Source organism: Staphylococcus auricularis, assembly GCF_001500315.1.
In the GTDB taxonomy this organism is placed as follows: domain Bacteria; phylum Bacillota; class Bacilli; order Staphylococcales; family Staphylococcaceae; genus Staphylococcus; species Staphylococcus auricularis.
The window spans coordinates 157,831-175,017 of sequence record NZ_LLER01000009.1; the positions used below are offsets into that span (position 1 = coordinate 157,831).

The 17,187-nt window shown below is 36.4% G+C and carries 18 protein-coding genes and 3 pseudogenes; 20 read left to right on the forward strand and 1 reads right to left on the reverse strand.

From position 1 onward, the window contains the following. Positions 1-3: 3 nt before the first annotated feature. The 19 genes and pseudogenes from APS80_RS11170 to holA all read left to right on the forward strand — a co-directional run. Positions 4-112: pseudogene (locus tag APS80_RS11170) on the forward strand (acetyl-CoA carboxylase biotin carboxyl carrier protein subunit); the annotation flags it as partial. A 116-nt stretch (positions 113-228) separates the two neighbouring features. After that, positions 229-456, forward strand: a pseudogene (locus APS80_RS11175) (acetyl-CoA carboxylase biotin carboxyl carrier protein); the annotation flags it as partial. Between the two features lie 29 nt (positions 457-485). Then, entirely contained in the window at positions 486-1,844 is a 1,359-nt protein-coding gene (locus tag APS80_RS05315) for an acetyl-CoA carboxylase biotin carboxylase subunit (RefSeq protein ID WP_083498171.1), read from the forward strand. Then, positions 1,844-2,602: a 5-oxoprolinase subunit PxpA gene (gene pxpA / locus APS80_RS05320; RefSeq protein WP_059107242.1), complete on the forward strand. Its 759-nt coding sequence runs from the start codon at positions 1,844-1,846 to the stop codon at positions 2,600-2,602. The genes APS80_RS05315 and pxpA overlap by 1 nt, the downstream gene beginning before the upstream one ends. 3 nt (positions 2,603-2,605) lie before the next feature. Further along, positions 2,606-3,831: pseudogene (locus tag APS80_RS05325) on the forward strand (NRAMP family divalent metal transporter). A gap of 259 nt (positions 3,832-4,090) precedes the next feature. Further along, positions 4,091-4,783 carry a 5'-methylthioadenosine/adenosylhomocysteine nucleosidase gene (locus tag APS80_RS05330; protein WP_059107243.1) on the forward strand — a complete coding sequence of 231 codons (693 nt, stop codon included), beginning with the start codon at positions 4,091-4,093 and terminating at the stop codon, positions 4,781-4,783. 11 nt (positions 4,784-4,794) lie between these two features. Continuing rightward, positions 4,795-5,319 (forward strand): YqeG family HAD IIIA-type phosphatase, encoded by a 525-nt coding sequence (locus tag APS80_RS05335; protein ID WP_059107244.1) that lies wholly within the window; start codon positions 4,795-4,797, stop codon positions 5,317-5,319. A 3-nt stretch (positions 5,320-5,322) separates the two neighbouring features. Further along, complete coding sequence (gene yqeH / locus APS80_RS05340; RefSeq protein WP_059107245.1) at positions 5,323-6,429, forward strand: ribosome biogenesis GTPase YqeH; 1,107 nt, start codon at positions 5,323-5,325, stop codon at positions 6,427-6,429. 12 nt (positions 6,430-6,441) lie between these two features. Next, on the forward strand, positions 6,442-7,239 hold the full coding sequence (gene aroE, locus APS80_RS05345) for a shikimate dehydrogenase (protein WP_059107246.1): 798 nt from the start codon (positions 6,442-6,444) through the stop codon (positions 7,237-7,239). Positions 7,240-7,257: 18 nt separating this feature from the next. Beyond that, positions 7,258-7,548, forward strand: a complete 291-nt coding sequence (gene yhbY, locus APS80_RS05350) for a ribosome assembly RNA-binding protein YhbY (RefSeq protein WP_059107247.1) — start codon at positions 7,258-7,260, stop codon at positions 7,546-7,548. Then, positions 7,548-8,117, forward strand: coding sequence for a nicotinate (nicotinamide) nucleotide adenylyltransferase (gene nadD, locus APS80_RS05355; RefSeq protein ID WP_059107248.1), 570 nt, complete (start codon positions 7,548-7,550; stop codon positions 8,115-8,117). Before yhbY ends, nadD begins: the two co-directional genes overlap by 1 nt. Next, positions 8,110-8,694, forward strand: coding sequence for a bis(5'-nucleosyl)-tetraphosphatase (symmetrical) YqeK (gene yqeK, locus APS80_RS05360; protein WP_059107249.1), 585 nt, complete (start codon positions 8,110-8,112; stop codon positions 8,692-8,694). Before nadD ends, yqeK begins: the two co-directional genes overlap by 8 nt. Beyond that, positions 8,695-9,048: a ribosome silencing factor gene (gene rsfS, locus APS80_RS05365; RefSeq protein ID WP_059107250.1), complete on the forward strand. Its 354-nt coding sequence runs from the start codon at positions 8,695-8,697 to the stop codon at positions 9,046-9,048. Between the two features lie 2 nt (positions 9,049-9,050). Continuing rightward, entirely contained in the window at positions 9,051-9,767 is a 717-nt protein-coding gene (locus tag APS80_RS05370; protein ID WP_059107251.1) for a class I SAM-dependent DNA methyltransferase, read from the forward strand. Positions 9,768-9,822: 55 nt separating this feature from the next. Then, positions 9,823-10,521 carry a helix-hairpin-helix domain-containing protein gene (locus APS80_RS05375; protein ID WP_059107252.1) on the forward strand — a complete coding sequence of 233 codons (699 nt, stop codon included), beginning with the start codon at positions 9,823-9,825 and terminating at the stop codon, positions 10,519-10,521. Positions 10,522-10,650: 129 nt separating this feature from the next. Continuing rightward, on the forward strand, positions 10,651-11,112 hold the full coding sequence (locus APS80_RS05380; RefSeq protein WP_059107253.1) for a ComE operon protein 2: 462 nt from the start codon (positions 10,651-10,653) through the stop codon (positions 11,110-11,112). A gap of 212 nt (positions 11,113-11,324) precedes the next feature. After that, entirely contained in the window at positions 11,325-12,935 is a 1,611-nt protein-coding gene (locus APS80_RS05385) for a ComEC/Rec2 family competence protein (protein ID WP_169791255.1), read from the forward strand. Then, complete coding sequence (locus APS80_RS05390) at positions 12,917-13,342, forward strand: ComEC/Rec2 family competence protein (RefSeq protein ID WP_059107255.1); 426 nt, start codon at positions 12,917-12,919, stop codon at positions 13,340-13,342. The genes APS80_RS05385 and APS80_RS05390 overlap by 19 nt, the downstream gene beginning before the upstream one ends. 74 nt (positions 13,343-13,416) lie before the next feature. Further along, positions 13,417-14,391 carry a DNA polymerase III subunit delta gene (holA, locus tag APS80_RS05395; protein WP_059107256.1) on the forward strand — a complete coding sequence of 325 codons (975 nt, stop codon included), beginning with the start codon at positions 13,417-13,419 and terminating at the stop codon, positions 14,389-14,391. Between the two features lie 69 nt (positions 14,392-14,460). On the opposite strand, the gene rpsT is transcribed toward holA, so the two are convergent. Continuing rightward, a complete protein-coding gene (rpsT, locus tag APS80_RS05400; RefSeq protein WP_059107257.1) occupies positions 14,461-14,712 on the reverse strand; it encodes a 30S ribosomal protein S20 in 252 nt (83 codons plus the stop codon). Between the two features lie 493 nt (positions 14,713-15,205). Between rpsT and lepA the strand changes: the two genes are divergently transcribed. Continuing rightward, entirely contained in the window at positions 15,206-17,032 is a 1,827-nt protein-coding gene (gene lepA, locus APS80_RS05405; protein WP_059107258.1) for a translation elongation factor 4, read from the forward strand. The last annotated feature ends 155 nt before the right edge of the window (positions 17,033-17,187 follow it).

Below are 17,187 nucleotides of genomic sequence, written 5' to 3' on the forward strand. Positions count from 1 at the left end.
ATAATGAATTTTGAACAAGTAGAAAAAATAATTAAACTAGTTAAAGATAATGAAGTACAAAAGTTTAAATACAAAGACTATGAACATGAAATAGAATTAGATTTTACTCAAGATCAACAACAAGCACCACAGCAAGTCGAACAAACATCAGTCGTTTCTGGTAGTGAAAATAGTGCGCATACCTCTTCAGGTGACCAAGCATCAGCGGCTTCAGATGATCTTAAAGCAATTAAAACGCAAATGGTTGGCACATTCTATCTTCAAGATGAAAAAGAATTGACTGAACCAGTCGTTAAAGTCGGAGATCAAATTAACGAAGGTGACATCGTAGGCTATATTGAAGCGATGAAAGTCATGAATGAAGTCACTAGTGATGTTTCGGGTACAGTAGAAGAAATCCTTGTGGATCATGGATCTAATGTGGAGTATGATCAGACGATTATCAAGGTAAAATAATCAACTTTTGACAAATGGGGGCGAAAGCAGTGTATCGTTGTTTAATCGCAAATAGAGGAGAAATCGCAGTTCGAATTATTCGAGCCTGTAGAGAAATGAATATAGAAACAGTAGCAGTTTATGCTAAAGGTGATGAATCCAGCTTACATGTCAGTTTAGCAGATCAAGCTGTTTGTATTGGAGATGCAAATCCATTAGATAGTTACTTAAATGAAGACCGTATTATTTCAGCAGCTATGATTACTGGCGCTAATGCTATTCACCCAGGCTATGGCTTTTTATCAGAAAGCCCATCATTTGCTAAAAAAGTAGAAGAAAATGATATTTACTTTATCGGACCAACGCAACAGACAATGAAAATGATGGGAGATAAAATTACGGCTAGACAAACGGTAGATGCAGCAGGTGTACCGATTATACCTGGTTCAACCGATGCAGTGAGCACCGTGGAAGAAGTAGAGGAAATCGCTAAAGACATTGATTTTCCTGTCGTGCTAAAAGCAGCTAGCGGAGGCGGCGGTAAAGGTATTCGTATCGTAAAAACGGCGGAAGAATTACCAAAAGCCTTAAAAGAAGCTAAAAGTGAAGGTAAAAAGTACTTTAATGATGACCGTGTATACGTAGAAGCATTTATCCCAGTAGCTAAGCACGTAGAGGTCCAAGTCTTAGGCGATGGCCAATCTGAATACATACATTTAGGAGAACGTGATTGTTCTGTCCAACGTAAAAATCAGAAACTCATCGAAGAATCACCTTGTGCTGCACTTTCAGACGAAAAACGACAAAACATGTGTGAAGACGCAGTAAAAGTTGCGAAAGCTCCAGATTATCGTAGCGCAGGAACCATCGAATTTCTCGTGACAGAAGACGCGTATTATTTCATAGAAATGAACGCACGGATTCAAGTTGAACATACCGTGACAGAAATGAGAGCCAACAGAGATTTATTACAGGCACAATTATATTTAATGGTGCATGGCACATTGCCATTTACACAAGAAGATATTCAGTTTGACGGTCACGTGATTGAAGCGCGAATAAATGCTGAAAATCCACAGAAAAACTTCCAGCCGACACCAGGGCGTGTGGACGCATTACATTTACCACAAGGATTTAACGTACGTGTCGATTCACTCTTATATCAAGGTTATCGTGTCTCACCTTACTATGATTCTTTAGTTGCTAAAGTGATCGTAAAATCGACGACACGTGCTGAAGCCATTCACAAGTTGAAAATGACGTTAGATGAAATGGTCATAGATGGTTTCACAACTACAGCTGACTTCTTATATGCTGTACTTTCATATCCAGTTTATGTGGAAAATGATGCGAAAGATGTCGATATTAAATTCTTAGATCGTTATCAAATCGCGAAGGAGGAATCATGATGAAAGTGGATTTGAATTGTGACTTAGGTGAAGCGTTTGGTAATTATGGATTCGGTGGAGATCAACAGATTATTCCATTGATTACTTCAGCCAATGTCGCTTGTGGTTTTCATGCAGGTGATTGGAACGTTTTAAATGAAACAGTTGAACTCGCAAAACAACATGACGTAGGCATTGGGGCTCACCCAGGCTTACCTGATCTTCAAGGTTTTGGTCGTCGTAATATGGATATCTCAGCAGCAGAAATCTATAACATCGTGGTCTATCAATTAGGTGCGTTGCAAGGTTTTTGCAGTATTCATGACGTTAAAATGAATCACGTCAAACCACACGGTGCGTTATATCAAATGGGCGCACGTAATAAGGATATTGCTCAAGCAATTGCGCAAGCCGTATATGATTTTGATCCATCATTGATATTTGTAGGATTATCAAATACGTTGTTAATTTCTGAAGCTAAAGCAATCGGATTAAACACAGCATCAGAAGTCTTTGCTGACCGTCGTTATGAAGAAGATGGACAACTCGTAAGCCGTAAGGAGGATGATGCTGTGATAGCAGATACAGACGAAGCCATTCAACAAGTATTAAAAATGGTGACTGAAAACAAAGTCATCAGTCGAACTGGTAAAGAAATAGATTTACAAGCAGATACCATCTGTGTTCACGGCGATGGTGCACATGCTTTAGAGTTCGTCACGCAAATTAGAAAAGCGTTATCGAAAGAAGGTATTTCGATTACACAATTAGGGGGTTAAACTATGGGAGAAAAGAAACCTCAAACAGAGGCGTTTAAAATCACAAAAAATCACAGGAGGCTATTGCTAGGATCAGTCTTTCTGATGGCGACATCGGCCATTGGTCCTGCGTTCTTAACGCAAACTGCGGTTTTTACAGCACAGTTTGCAGCTAGTTTTGCTTTCGCGATTTTACTATCAATCTTGATAGATATTGGTGCACAGATTAATATTTGGCGTGTGCTCGTAGTTACAGGTGAACGAGGACAAGAAATTGCGAATGATGTTTTTAAAGGATTAGGAACGTTCATTTCCATCTTAATCGGTATTGGAGGCCTTGCTTTTAATATCGGTAATATTGCAGGTGCAGGACTTGGTCTAAATGCGATCTTTGGCTTAGATGTCAAATGGGGCGCAGCGATTACAGCTGTCTTAGCAATCCTCATCTTCGTGAGTAAGAGCGGCCAAAAAATCATGGACGTTGTCACAATGTTTTTAGGTGTGCTCATGATTATTATCGTAGCGTTTGTTATGTTTAAAGCAAGCCACCTTATGGTGAAGCACTGACACATATGGTGTTACCTGAACAACCATTTGCACTTGTTTTACCTATTATCACATTAGTTGGTGGGACTGTAGGTGGCTATATCACTTTTGCTGGTGCCCACAGAATTTTAGATTCGGGCATTAAAGGTCAAGATTTTCTACCTTTTGTTAATAAAGCAGCGATTACTGGTATTTTAACAACGGGCGTTCTACGTGCATTGTTATTCTTAGCTGTCTTAGGTGTTGTCGTAACAGGCGTAACGCTTAGTTCGGAAAATCCACCTGCATCAGTCTTTGAACATGTGCTTGGCCCAATAGGTAAAAATATTTTCGGTATCGTTTTATTTGCAGCAGCGATGTCTTCAGTGATTGGTTCTGCTTATACGAGTGCGACATTCATTAAGACAATGCATAAATCATTATTTAATAAAAATAACTTAATTGTCATTACGTTCATTGTTATTTCAACAATTATTTTCTTATCTGTAGGTAGACCGGTGACATTATTGATTATCGCAGGTGCTTTAAATGGCTTAATCTTACCAATTACATTAGGTACGATTTTAATTGCGAGTAAACGTCGCTCAATCGTTGGTGACTATCGCCATCCAACTTGGATGCTCGTTTTCGGTATTGTAGCTGTTGTCATCACGATTTTTGCCGGTATTTTCTCATTACAAGGCTTATTAGATCTTTTTAAATAATGATAATTAAAAGGGATAGATGTGATGAAGAACTTAATTTGAAACGTCATGTTTTATTTTAAGTTCTTTTTTGTGCACTGTATAATAAGTGCTTGTATCATAGGCCATTCCTTGTTCAAAGTATTGAAGACTCAAACGAAAGATGTTTGTTGATTTTCGTAAACAGGTAAAATAAGATAGAACAACGATCTGATATCGAGCTCTATTCTTAAATATGATAAAATAGCTAAAGTAAATATATATAGTAGAGGTGACAGGCATGATAGGTATTATTGGTGCGATGGAAGAGGAAGTCGCTATATTAAAAGATGAATTACAATCATTAGAAGAAATCAATATTGCTCATGTTAAATTTTATAAAGGTACGTTAAAAGGCAAATCTGTTGTGTTAACGCAAAGTGGTATCGGAAAAGTTAACGTAGCCATCTCAACTGCACTACTCATCAATGAATTTAATCCTTCTATCATTATTAATACAGGATCAGCGGGTGCGTTGGATGATAAATTGAATATTGGTGATGTCGTAGTGAGTGAAACAGTGGGTTATCACGATGCAGATGCCCGTGCTTTTGGCTATGTTTTAGGACAGTTACCAGATATGCCAGCTGTCTATAATGCAGATCAACAGTTGCTTGCAAAAGCGATTGATGCGATTGAAGCACAACAACTTGTTGCACACACTGGCTTAATCGTTTCAGGTGACAGTTTTATCGGTACAAATGACCAACGTTTAACGATCAAACGTCATTTTAATCAAGCACTTGCAGTAGAAATGGAAGCGGGTGCCATCGCACAAACTTGTTACCAATTTGATGTACCATTTATTATTACGAGAGCGATCTCTGATAAATCAAACGGTGAAGCTAATGTAACATTTGATGAATTTTTAGGTGAAGCAGCCAAATCTTCAAGTGACATGGTAAGATACTTAATCGAAAGTTTAGATGAATAAGGTGACAAGAAATGGGATTATTAAAAAGTAATTTTATGCCCAATCAGTACGTGCAATCGGTGTTTGAAATTGATATTCAACAATTAGCAGAGACTGGAGTTAAAGGCATTATAACGGATTTAGATAATACCTTAGTTGGTTGGGACGTGGCAGAACCGACAGAAGAGATTAAAAACTGGTTTCAATCTCTTAAAGAAGCAGATATAACGGTTACGATTGTTTCAAACAATCACGAAGAAAGAGTAGCTAGTTTTGCGCGAGCACTCAATGTGGATTATATTTTCAAAGCACGTAAACCAATGGGTAAATCATTTAAAAAAGCGGTCCATCAAATGGGGTTAAAACCTGAAGAAGTCGTCGTCATTGGTGACCAAATGTTAACAGATGTATTTGGTGGTAATCGGAACCATCTGTATACGATCATGGTCGTGCCTATTAAATCTACGGACGGTATGATGACGAAGTGTAATCGTATTATTGAAAGACGGTTGTTACATCACTTTAAAAATAGAGGATATATTAAGTGGGAGGAATAGTATTTGTCTGATACAGAAGTATTAAAATGTATAGGTTGTGGTGCACCTTTACAATCAGAAGATCCAAGTGCACCGGGCTATGTACCTGAACATAATTTGTTCAAAGAAGATGTCGTTTGTCAGCGTTGTTTTCGCTTGAAAAATTACAACGAGATTCAAGATGTTGGTTTAGATAGTGATGACTTTTTAGATTTGTTAAATAGCTTAGCAGATCAAAAAGGTATCGTGGTGAATGTCGTCGATGTCTTTGATTTCGAAGGTTCATTCATTAATGCATTAAAACGCATCGTCGGTAATAAAAAGATTATCTTAGCTGCGAATAAGATTGATTTATTACCAAAACAAATGAATAAACGCCGCCTGAAAGAATGGTTGAAGAAAACATCTCGCAAGTATGGCCTTGTCGCAGAAGATGTCGTGTTACTCTCATCTAAAAAAGGCCAAGGTATTGAAGATTTACTCGATGCGATCAATCGCATTCGTCAAGATGAAGACATCTATATTGTCGGTACAACGAACGTTGGGAAATCTACACTCATCAATAAATTAATCGAACGGACAATGGGCGAAAAAGATGTCATTACAACATCTCGTTTCCCAGGTACCACGTTAGACATGATAGATATCCCATTAGATGAAACACACTTTATGTTCGATACACCTGGAATTATCCAAGCGCATCAAATGACACATTATGTTACGGATAAAGAACTCAAAACAATCATGCCGAAATCAGAAATCAAACAGCGCGTCTATCAGTTGAATGAAGGACAGACATTATTTTTTGGTGGATTAGCTAGAATTGATTACGTCAGTGGAGGTAAACGTCCGTTAATTTGTTACTTCTCTAATGAATTAAATATTCATCGTACTAAAACAGAAAAAGCGAATGATTTGTGGCGAAACCAACTTGGTTCTGTACTTGCACCGCCAAGTGATCCAGCTCAATTCGATTTAGAACAAGTGAAAGCTGTACGTCTTGAGACAGGTAAAGAGAAAAAAGATGTCATGATTGCTGGTTTAGGTTTTATTACGATAGAAGCAGGTGCGAAAGTGATTGTACGTGTACCAAAAGCAGTAGATGTCATCTTAAGAAAATCAATTATGTAAGGTGGTGTAAGTGTGAAGTTCGCTGTCATCGGACATCCAATTAAACATTCGTTATCTCCAGTCATGCACAATGAGAATTTTAGTGTATTAGGAGAAAATCATACCTATGAAGCTTTAGATATCCCCGAACAACATTTTCATCACATTAAAGATATTATCACTGAAAAGGAATTGGATGGGTTTAACGTCACTATTCCACACAAAGAACGTATTATACCATATTTAGATGATATTGATTCGAAAGCACGTGATATTGGTGCCGTCAATACGGTGCATATTCAAGACGGTCGTTGGATTGGATATAACACAGATGGTATTGGTTATGTTAAGGGTCTAAATTCAGTCTATCCTAACTTGAACGAGGCACGTATTTTAATTTTAGGAGCTGGAGGCGCAAGTAAAGGAATTGCACATGCATTAGACGAAGTAGTATCAAATCCGATTTCAGTCGCAAATAGAACGATGCGTCGCTTTGAACACTGGTCACTTGACGTTAATCAGATGACTTTAGAAGAAGCGGAAAACGCACTTGGACAGTTTGATATCATTATTAACACAACTCCAGCGGGAATGAATGGTGATACAGGACAAGTGATTTCACTCGATCACTTAGCACCAGAGACACTGGTCAGTGACATTGTCTACATTCCAGCGAAAACTCCGATTTTGTTAGATGCTGAACAAAAAGGGAATCCTATATATAACGGTTTAGATATGTTTGTATATCAGGGTGCAGAAAGTTATAAAATATGGACGGGTCATCAAGCAAGTATTGATATTATGAAAGAGACGGTTTTACAACATTTATAAAGAAAAGGAGACAAACAGATGTTAACTGGGAAACAGAAAAGATTTTTAAGAAGTAAAGCGCATCATATCGAACCTACTTTCCAAGTTGGTAAAAGTGGAGTGAATGAAAATATGGTGGCACAACTTAACGACATTTTAGAAAAACGTGAATTGATAAAAATACATGTATTACAAAATAATTTTGATGATAAAGATGATTTAGCTCAAACCATCAGTGAAACAACAGAGAGTGAAATTGTCCAAGTGATTGGCTCTATGATCGTGCTCTATAAAGAATCTACTGAAAATAAAAAGATTGAACTCCCATAATGACACATTCAATTGTTATATATGGTGGGCAATTTAATCCAATCCACACTGCACACATGGTCGTCGCTAGTGAAGTTTATCATCAAATCCAACCAGACGAGTTTATATTTTTGCCTAGTTATATGTCGCCGTTGAAAACGCATGATGCTTTCTTAGATTCGAAATATCGCGTACATATGATCGAATCAGTGATTGATATTTTACAATTTGGAGAAATTAATCATACAGAATTAGAGCGTGGTGGACAAAGCTATACATTTGATACGATTAAAGAAATCATAGATAATTATGGTGACGTCAACGTTTACGTGGTCATTGGTACTGATCAATATGATCAGTTGGATCAATGGTATCGAATTGAAGAATTGAAACAAATGGTGACCTTTGTGGTCGTAAACCGAAATCAATCTTCTCAAGACGTTGAAGCGGGGATGTTAGCTGTGAATATACCTCGAATCGACATCAGTTCAAGTATGATTAGAAAACGAATTCAAAACGGACAAAATATTCAAGTACTTGTTCCTCCAACCGTTGAACAATATATTAGAGAGGAAGGTTTATATGAATAGTGAAGAAGCTAAAGCAGCTGTCAAAGACAAGTTACCGAAAAAACGATATGAACACTCTTTAAGAGTTGCGGATACAGCCGTGAAACTCGCAGAAATATATGAAGGAGACGCAGAGAAAGCTGAGCTTGCAGGTATCGTACACGATTACTGCAAATATGATGATTTGAGTTCCATGTACCAAATCGTAAGACAATACGATTTAGATCAAAACTTATTGAGCTACGGTGCAGAAATCTTACATGGACCTGTAGCATCTGTGATTATGCGGGAACAATTTGGTATTACAGATGAAGAAATTTTGCTAGCGATCCATTATCATACAACTGGACGTGCACAAATGACAAAAACAGAAAAACTAGTATTTATTGCGGATTATATTGAACCAGGTAGAAAAACCCCAGGCGTTGAAGAAATCCGCGATATGGCATACAATCAAGGTAGCTTAGATAAAACAATTTATGAAATTTCTAAGCGCACTGTGTTACACTTGATTAGTAAAGACATTAACGTTTATGACGATACCCTTGCATGTTTGAATTATTATAATTATAGTGATGAAAGAGTAAAGGATGATTAAATGAATTCGGGACAATTATTAGATATTGCTGTGAAAGCAACAGAAAATAAAAAAGCAGAAGATGTAATTTCTTTGGATATGAAAGGCATCAGTGATATGACGGATTACTTCGTAGTCAGTCATGGTAATAATGAACGACAAGTTCAATCCATCGCGAGAGCAGTGAAAGATGCAGCTCACGAAGCAGGTATTGAAGTGAAACGCATGGAAGGCTATAACGAAGCACGTTGGATTTTGATTGACCTTGCTGATGTCGTTGTTCACATTTTCCATAAAGATGAACGCAGTTATTATAATCTAGAGAAATTATATCAAGATGCTCCATTAGGTTCTTACGGACAGGCTGTTTATTAAAAATGGTCCAGTACGAAGAAATGAGTTCATTTTATGATCAGTTAACGATGGATCAGCCTTATGAAACGTGGTTGGACATCGTAACACAATTTAGTAATCAAAAACATTCAATTCTAGATTTGGGGTGTGGTACGGGTTCGTTTACCACATTACTCAATCAATTTGACCATGTCACTGGTATGGATTTAAGTGTAGATATGTTAGCGGTTGCCAGAGAAAAATCTAATGCAGTTAATTGGATTGAAGGCGACATGACTGATTTTGACTTGCAACAACAGTTTGATGCAATTACTATTTTTTGTGATTCGTTAAACTATTTGGGTGAGACAGAAGATGTACAACAAACGTTTGAACGCGTCTTTCATCATTTAAAAGATGATGGTGTATTCATGTTTGATGTACATACACTGTATAAAATGTCGACACTGTTTAATGACCAATGTTATATCGATGAGACTGACCAAGTCTTTTTAGCTTGGGAAGCAGTTAAGGGTGAAGAACCTGATAGTGTTTGGCACGATATGTCATTTTTTGTAGCGCAAGCAGATGGTACGTATCGTCGTTTTGACGAATCACATTATCAACGTACATATGCAGAAGATGATTATAAACAAATGTTGTTACAAGCTGGGTTTAAACATATTGAAACATTTGTAGACTTTGATGTTCAAAACCATAGTGACAAAGGACATCGTTTATTCTTCATCGTAACTAAATAAAAAAGTAAAATCACTTCTTTCTACGTGTATATAGAGAAAGGAGTGATTTTTTATAATGACAAACTGGGAAACGATACAACAATGGCTCAACAAGTGGAAATGGTTCATTTTAATAGGTGTAGTATGTGTGATCTTATTTATGGCTTTTACATGGTCACATCAGGATATAGATGACGCTCCGTTTGAATCGACTGCACTGTTACAAGCTGAAAATGGAACAAAGCAAAAGTCATCTCCGACATATAAACAAACACAAGCAGAAGGTTACGCAAAACAAAACGAGAAGATTGAGGATATATATGTGGATATTAAAGGTGCAGTCAAACATCCAAATATTTATCAAATGAAGATCAGTGATCGCATGAAGCAGTTACTCGACAAAGCGAAAGTCAATGAAGATGCAGATTTATCTACGATCAATTTATCCGAAAAGTTAGTCGATCAAAAATTGATTTATATACCTAAAAAGGGTGAAGCGGATCAACCATCAAATACAGCTACTGCTACGACATCGACAAGCGGAAGTGCTGCTGGTACGCCACAAACAGGTACTACCGATAAACCGCAAGTGAACCTTAATCAAGCGACTGAAACAGAACTGCAGACCATACCTGGCATTGGGCCGTCAAAAGCTAAAGCGATTATTGAATTTCGAGAAACACAAGGTTCATTTTCTTCCATCGATCAACTTAAAGAAGTGAAAGGCATCGGTGAGAAGACTTTTGAAAATCTCGCACCTTATCTCACAATATAAATATTGTTGCATCTCAGTCATCTAACGATTAATCTAAATGATAGGATAAATAGACAATAGAAAGGAGTAACTATACCCATTATTAAGGCAATAGCTTCTTGATAGTCGGATATAGTGTGTATTTCAGATATGGAACGCATTAAATGGGAAGAATATTTTATGGCACAAAGCCATTTATTATCATTACGATCCACATGTCAACGCTTATCTGTAGGGGCAACCATCGTTAAAGATCATCGTATCATCGCAGGTGGTTACAATGGATCTGTTGCAGGTGAAGTGCATTGTATTGATGAGGGATGTTTGATTGAAGATGGCCATTGTATCAGAACGATACATGCTGAAATGAATGCGATTTTGCAATGTGCGAAGCAAGGTGTGTCAACTGAAGGGGCAGCGATTTACGTCACACATTTTCCTTGTTTAAATTGTACGAAATCCATTATTCAAGCAGGAATTAAAGAAATTTATTACGCGCAAGATTATCACAACCATGAATACGCTATAAAATTATTAGAACAATCTGGAGTAAAATATAAAAGAATTCCATTTGATAAAGCACATGTAGCACAATATTTATTGGATCAATAGGACATATTGTTTTATCTTGCACTAAGTTTTTTAATTGGTATTTTATGGTTACATGTCAAACCTCTGGCACTTTTTTAGCTGCCATATTGATTTTCATAGCGATTCAAAAACGTTTTACGTTCATATTCTTACTGCTTTGTTTTGCTGTAGTTGTGTTGAGTCATTTTTATTTTCAGCATCATGAAAAAGTTCAGACCGCGCAGTTCAATAAGATGCAACAACAAAGTGAATATCAAGGCGTAGCGACATTTACACAACAGCCCGTTAAAAAAGGGAATCAGTTCAAAGGTTTTGTGAACGTACGAAATGAGCGTTTTAAGTATAGTTATTATCCTAAAAAAGAGCAAGATGCTTTAGGTCACGGGGAACAACTGTTTCATTTAACGTGTCAGATTCGAGGACAATTCAAGCCTATTAACGATCACATTCATAGTCCGTTTCACTTATTTATCAAGTCCGTGGACTTTGGTAGTTGTACTGCGACGCCTGAAAGGCAGCACGATTATTTAAAGCAGCATCAAAAGTTCATAACTGATCAATTACAAGAGACAGCTATCCATTTTCCAGGTCGAATTGTAGCGCTAATTTCTGGTGATGTATCTCAATTGGATGAGCAAGAACTCACAGATGTTAAAGCGATAGGTATCTATCATTTATTAGCAGTCAGTGGTTCACACGTGACTGCTCTGAGTGCCATTATTTTTACGGTGTTAATAGGTTTACGTGTACCCACTGTGTTTATCAAAATAGTACTTTGTGTCGTTTTGATTGTCTTTGGGTTATACACTGATTTAGCACCTAGTGCGGTGAGGTCTATTATTACAGTATTATTCATACTCTTTTTACCGCGAAAATGGCTGCACCAAGGTGTCGATACATTAGGGCTATGTTTCGTATTTATCAGCTTAATTTTTCCTCACTTTATATATGATATTGGCTTCCAATTTTCTTTTTTAATCACTCTATTTATCTTATTATCAAAACCACTTTTTGAACGAACTCAACAAGGTTGGCTCAACTTGCTTTACCTCACTTTTATAGCTCAATTAGGCTCTTTTATGATTAGCGCTTTCCACTTTAATGAAATTCAATGGATGGGCCTCATCTCAAATCTACTTTTTGTGCCTTTCTATACTTTTTTACTATTTCCGCTCGCTTTACTCCGGTTTATTTTACTTCATTTACCGTTTCCATTTTATTTATTAGACCAGCTACTTAATTTTCTGTTTTTCATTCATGACCAATGCGTCGATATCTGTTTGTACTTTGTAAAATTTAAGTGGTTTATTCCAGAACTTAGTTCTATATGGTTGTGTTTCGTCTTATTTGCCTTACTAATGGTGCTTCATTATTTTGTGAAACGTCGCTTTGTTAGTGCAGTCTTCATGTTCATGATATTTGCAGTTATCATAACAAAAGTGCCACTTCAACATACCAATCAACTTACAATGTTAGATGTGGGACAAGGTGATGCTTTTTTATTTCAAAATAAAGCTGGTGAAACAGTCATGATAGATACTGGTGGTAAGGCAATACGGGAGAACGAAGTTAATAATCATTCAATTAGTAAGTATCAAATTTTGTCTACATTTAAAAAGCGAGGAATCACGAAGCTCGACTATTTAATTATTACCCATCCCCATGCGGATCATATCGGAGAGCTAGATTATATCATGACACAAATCCATGTAAAACAACTCATCATTAATGTGGACAGTTTCAATCCTGAACAATTGGCTTATTTAAAACATTACGCAGCTAAATTAGACACACATGTGAGTGATTTCAGAGATATGTCAGAGATATGTCAGATATATCATTAACTTACGGTATACTAAAATTATTAGATGCTACAGTGCCAACAAGTGAAGATGCAAATTTACAGTCGATTATCACGCTTCTCGAAATTGACCATTACCATGTCCTTTTTATGGGAGATGCGACGAAGGAAAACGAAGCCATTTTATTAAAAAAATACGAGCTGCCTAAAATAGATATTTTAAAGGTAGGACACCACGGAAGTAAAACGAGCTCGAGTGAAGCATTTATACGTACGATTCAACCTGATATTAGCCTCATTTCATCTGGTAATCAAAACCGTTATAAATTACCAAACGAAGAAGTGGAAGCTTTATTACTCGATCATCAATCTACCATTATTAATACGGCAGAAGTTGGGGAAGTGACGCTTACTTTAGCACACCCATTACACATCCAAACAGCACGTTAGTGAATGCTTTACACTGTATTTTTAGCTAACTATGATATAGTATTTATCTGTGAAAAGTAGAAAGGGTGCTGACGTTGAGTGACAATATCGTAACGGTTTATGGTGAAGTGCCTGAACTGGTCGAAAAGGAATCTAATCAATTAATTGAAAAATACTTAGGCGAAGAAAAAGATGATTTCAATTTTGTAAAATATAATTTATATGATCATGATATCAACCAAATTATAGAGGAAAGTTTAACTTTGCCTTTTTTCTCAGATAAGAAAGCTATTTTAGTGAAGAATGCTTTTGTGTTTACAGGGGAAAAGGTCGCTAAAGATCAACAACCCAATACTTCAGCTCTGACGGAATTTCTAGAAAAATATGATGGCCAAAATTTAATCGTATTTGAAGTATATCAAGCGAAGCTAGATGAAAGAAAAAAAGTAGTTAAAACATTAAAAAAACATACGCGGCTCAGTAAAATAGAGCAAATGTCTGAACAAGATATGAAACAGTGGATTAAGCAATATTTGAATCATGAATATAAAGATATCAAAGAAGATGCGCTCAACTTATTTATAGAATTGACAGGTATCAATTACAACATCGTTAAGCAAGAATTAGAAAAATTAATTTTGTTTTTAGGAGATCGCAATACTGTTAATAAAGATGATGTGAAACAAATCGTCAATAGAAGTTTAGAACAGAATGTTTTCTTATTAACGGACTATATTCAACAGAATAAAAAAGCAAAAGCAGTTCAATTAGTGAAAGATTTGATAGCGATGAAAGAGGAACCGATTAAACTGCTCGCATTAATCACGAATAATTATCGCTTATATTATCAATGCAAGATTTTGCAACAAAAAGGTTATAGTAATCAACAGATTTCTAAAACGGTCAATGCTCATCCTTATCGAGTGAAACTAGCTTGGAATCAAGCTCGCCGATATGCATTGCCGTCATTACTCAATATTATTGATAGCTGTGCAGAGACAGACTATAAACTAAAATCTTCTTACATGGATAAAAACTTAATTTTAGAACTTTTTATTTTATCCCTATAAAAAAATGACAAACTGCTAAGTCCTAAAGACCTTGCAGTTTGTCATTTCTTTTGTTTAACTCAGTCATTCTTATTTGTTAGCTGTCATTAATGAAGATTTAATACGATCAGCTTTGTTTGAATGGATTAAGTTGTTTTTAGCAGCTTTATCTACTTTTTTAGTAGCAAAGTTTACTAATTCAGTTTTATTGTCTGCGTTAGTTTCGATAGCTGATTTCGCTCTTTTTACTGCTGTACGCATTTGGTTTTTTTGAGAGTTATTGCGTTGTTCAGCTGTTTCTGTACGTCTAACGCGTTTTACTGCAGATTTAATATTTGGCATATCTGTCACCTCCTAAAAGTGCGCTAAGGCATCAAATTCAAATTTAATTACAACAAGAAATATTTTACCAAAGCAAAGGTATTTGTGCAATGATTTTTGAGTATAACATCTCTGGTTCACTCAAGCGATTCATACACCAGATCAGATAAAATAAAAATAGCTTGTTTTACACATTGTGCGATTTCTCCAGTTGGAAACACAGCGCATTAGCTTTATAATTAACGTTGTAGATTCATTGATGATGATCTGATTCATGATCATGTAATAAAGAACCTTTGCAGTTCAAATAATATGATTCATAAATGATAAAAATGATGCACTTTGAGTCATCATAGCATATTTTACAAAATGTTGAAGTCAAATGACCTTGTAACAGCAACTGTTTAATCATAGAACTAAAAAGTAAGTTGCATTCGCGTAGTAAAAACGTTAACATTACTACGATATTGAAGATTTAAATCGGTTAGAATAACGAAAGTGAGAATGATTGAATATGGATAAACAAGAACGTTTAAAGCGACGTGAAAATATAAGAAACTTTTCTATAATTGCTCACATCGATCACGGTAAATCAACTTTAGCTGATCGTATTCTCGAAAATACTAAATCTGTAGAAGAGAGAGACATGCAGGATCAATTATTAGATTCTATGGATTTAGAAAGAGAACGTGGTATTACAATTAAATTAAATGCAGTACGTTTGAACTATGAAGCGAAAGATGGCGAAACATATACCTTCCATCTCATCGACACACCGGGACATGTCGACTTTACATACGAAGTTTCACGTTCATTAGCTGCATGTGAAGGAGCCATTTTAGTTGTAGATGCGGCACAAGGGATAGAAGCACAAACGTTAGCGAACGTTTACTTAGCTTTAGATAACGATTTAGAATTGCTACCTGTAGTCAATAAAATTGATCTACCTGCAGCTGAACCTGAGAGAGTGAAACAAGAAATTGAAGACGTCATCGGATTAGATCAAGATGATGTTGTCCTCGCTAGTGCGAAGTCCAATATAGGTATCGAAGAAATTTTAGAAAAATTAGTAGAAGTTGTGCCTCCACCTGAAGGGGATCCAGAAGCGCCATTAAAAGCGCTCATCTTCGACTCAGAATACGATTCTTATCGCGGTGTCATTTCTTCTATACGTGTCGTAGAAGGTGTCGTAAAAGCAGGCGACCGCATCAAAATGATGGCGACTGGAAAAGAATTTGAAGTGACTGAAGTTGGGATTAACACACCAAAACAATTACCGATTGAAGAACTAACAGTCGGTGACGTAGGTTATATCATCGCAAGCATTAAGAATGTAGATGATTCACGTGTTGGTGATACGATTACCCATGCGGAACGTCCTGCCGATAAACCATTATCAGGATATAAAAAAATGAATCCAATGGTGTATTGCGGACTGTTCCCAATCGATAACAAAGATTATAACGATTTACGTGAAGCGTTAGAAAAATTACAATTAAACGATTCCTCACTCGAATTCGAACCCGAATCCTCACAAGCGCTTGGCTTTGGTTTCAGAACTGGTTTCTTAGGTATGTTGCATATGGAAATCATTCAAGAGCGTATTGAACGCGAATTTGGTATTGAACTGATTGCGACTGCACCATCTGTTATCTATCAATGTTTCTTAAAAACAGGAGAAGAAGTGACAGTAGACAATCCTGCACAAATGCCTGAACGTGATCGTATCGAAACGATTTATGAACCTTATGTCAGAGCGACGATGATGGTACCAAATGACTATGTAGGCGCTGTGATGGAACTATGTCAACGTCGTCGTGGTCAATTTATTAATATGGATTATCTCGATGATATCCGCGTCAATATTATTTATGAAATGCCACTCTCTGAAGTCGTCTTTGATTTCTTCGATCAGTTGAAATCGAATACGAAAGGCTATGCGTCATTTGATTACGAGTTCATTGAAAATAAAGAAAGTGATCTCGTGAAAATGGATATTCTATTAAATGGTGATAAAGTCGACGCGTTGAGTTTCATTGTGCACAAAACATTCGCATATGAACGTGGCCGTGCACTCGTTGAAAAACTAAAAACCCTTATACCACGACAACAATTCGAGGTACCTGTCCAAGCCGCAGTAGGACAAAAAATTGTCGCTCGTACGAACATTAAATCAATGGGTAAAAACGTGTTGTCTAAATGTTATGGCGGTGACATTACCCGTAAACGGAAATTATTAGAAAAACAAAAAGCTGGTAAAGCGAAAATGAAAGCAGTCGGAAATGTTGAAATTCCACAAGACGCTTTCTTAGCTGTACTTAAAATGGATGATGATTCTTAAACCTAAGTGTTTCTTAATTTAAAATTTCTGATGTAATCCAGTTATATAATAGAAAAAGTATGACATTTAATTTTGATAAGAACGGTTGACATGGGGCGGAAGTTAGAAATCTGATAGCGATTTCCATTCCGCTCCTTATTTTTGTGAGTGAGCAC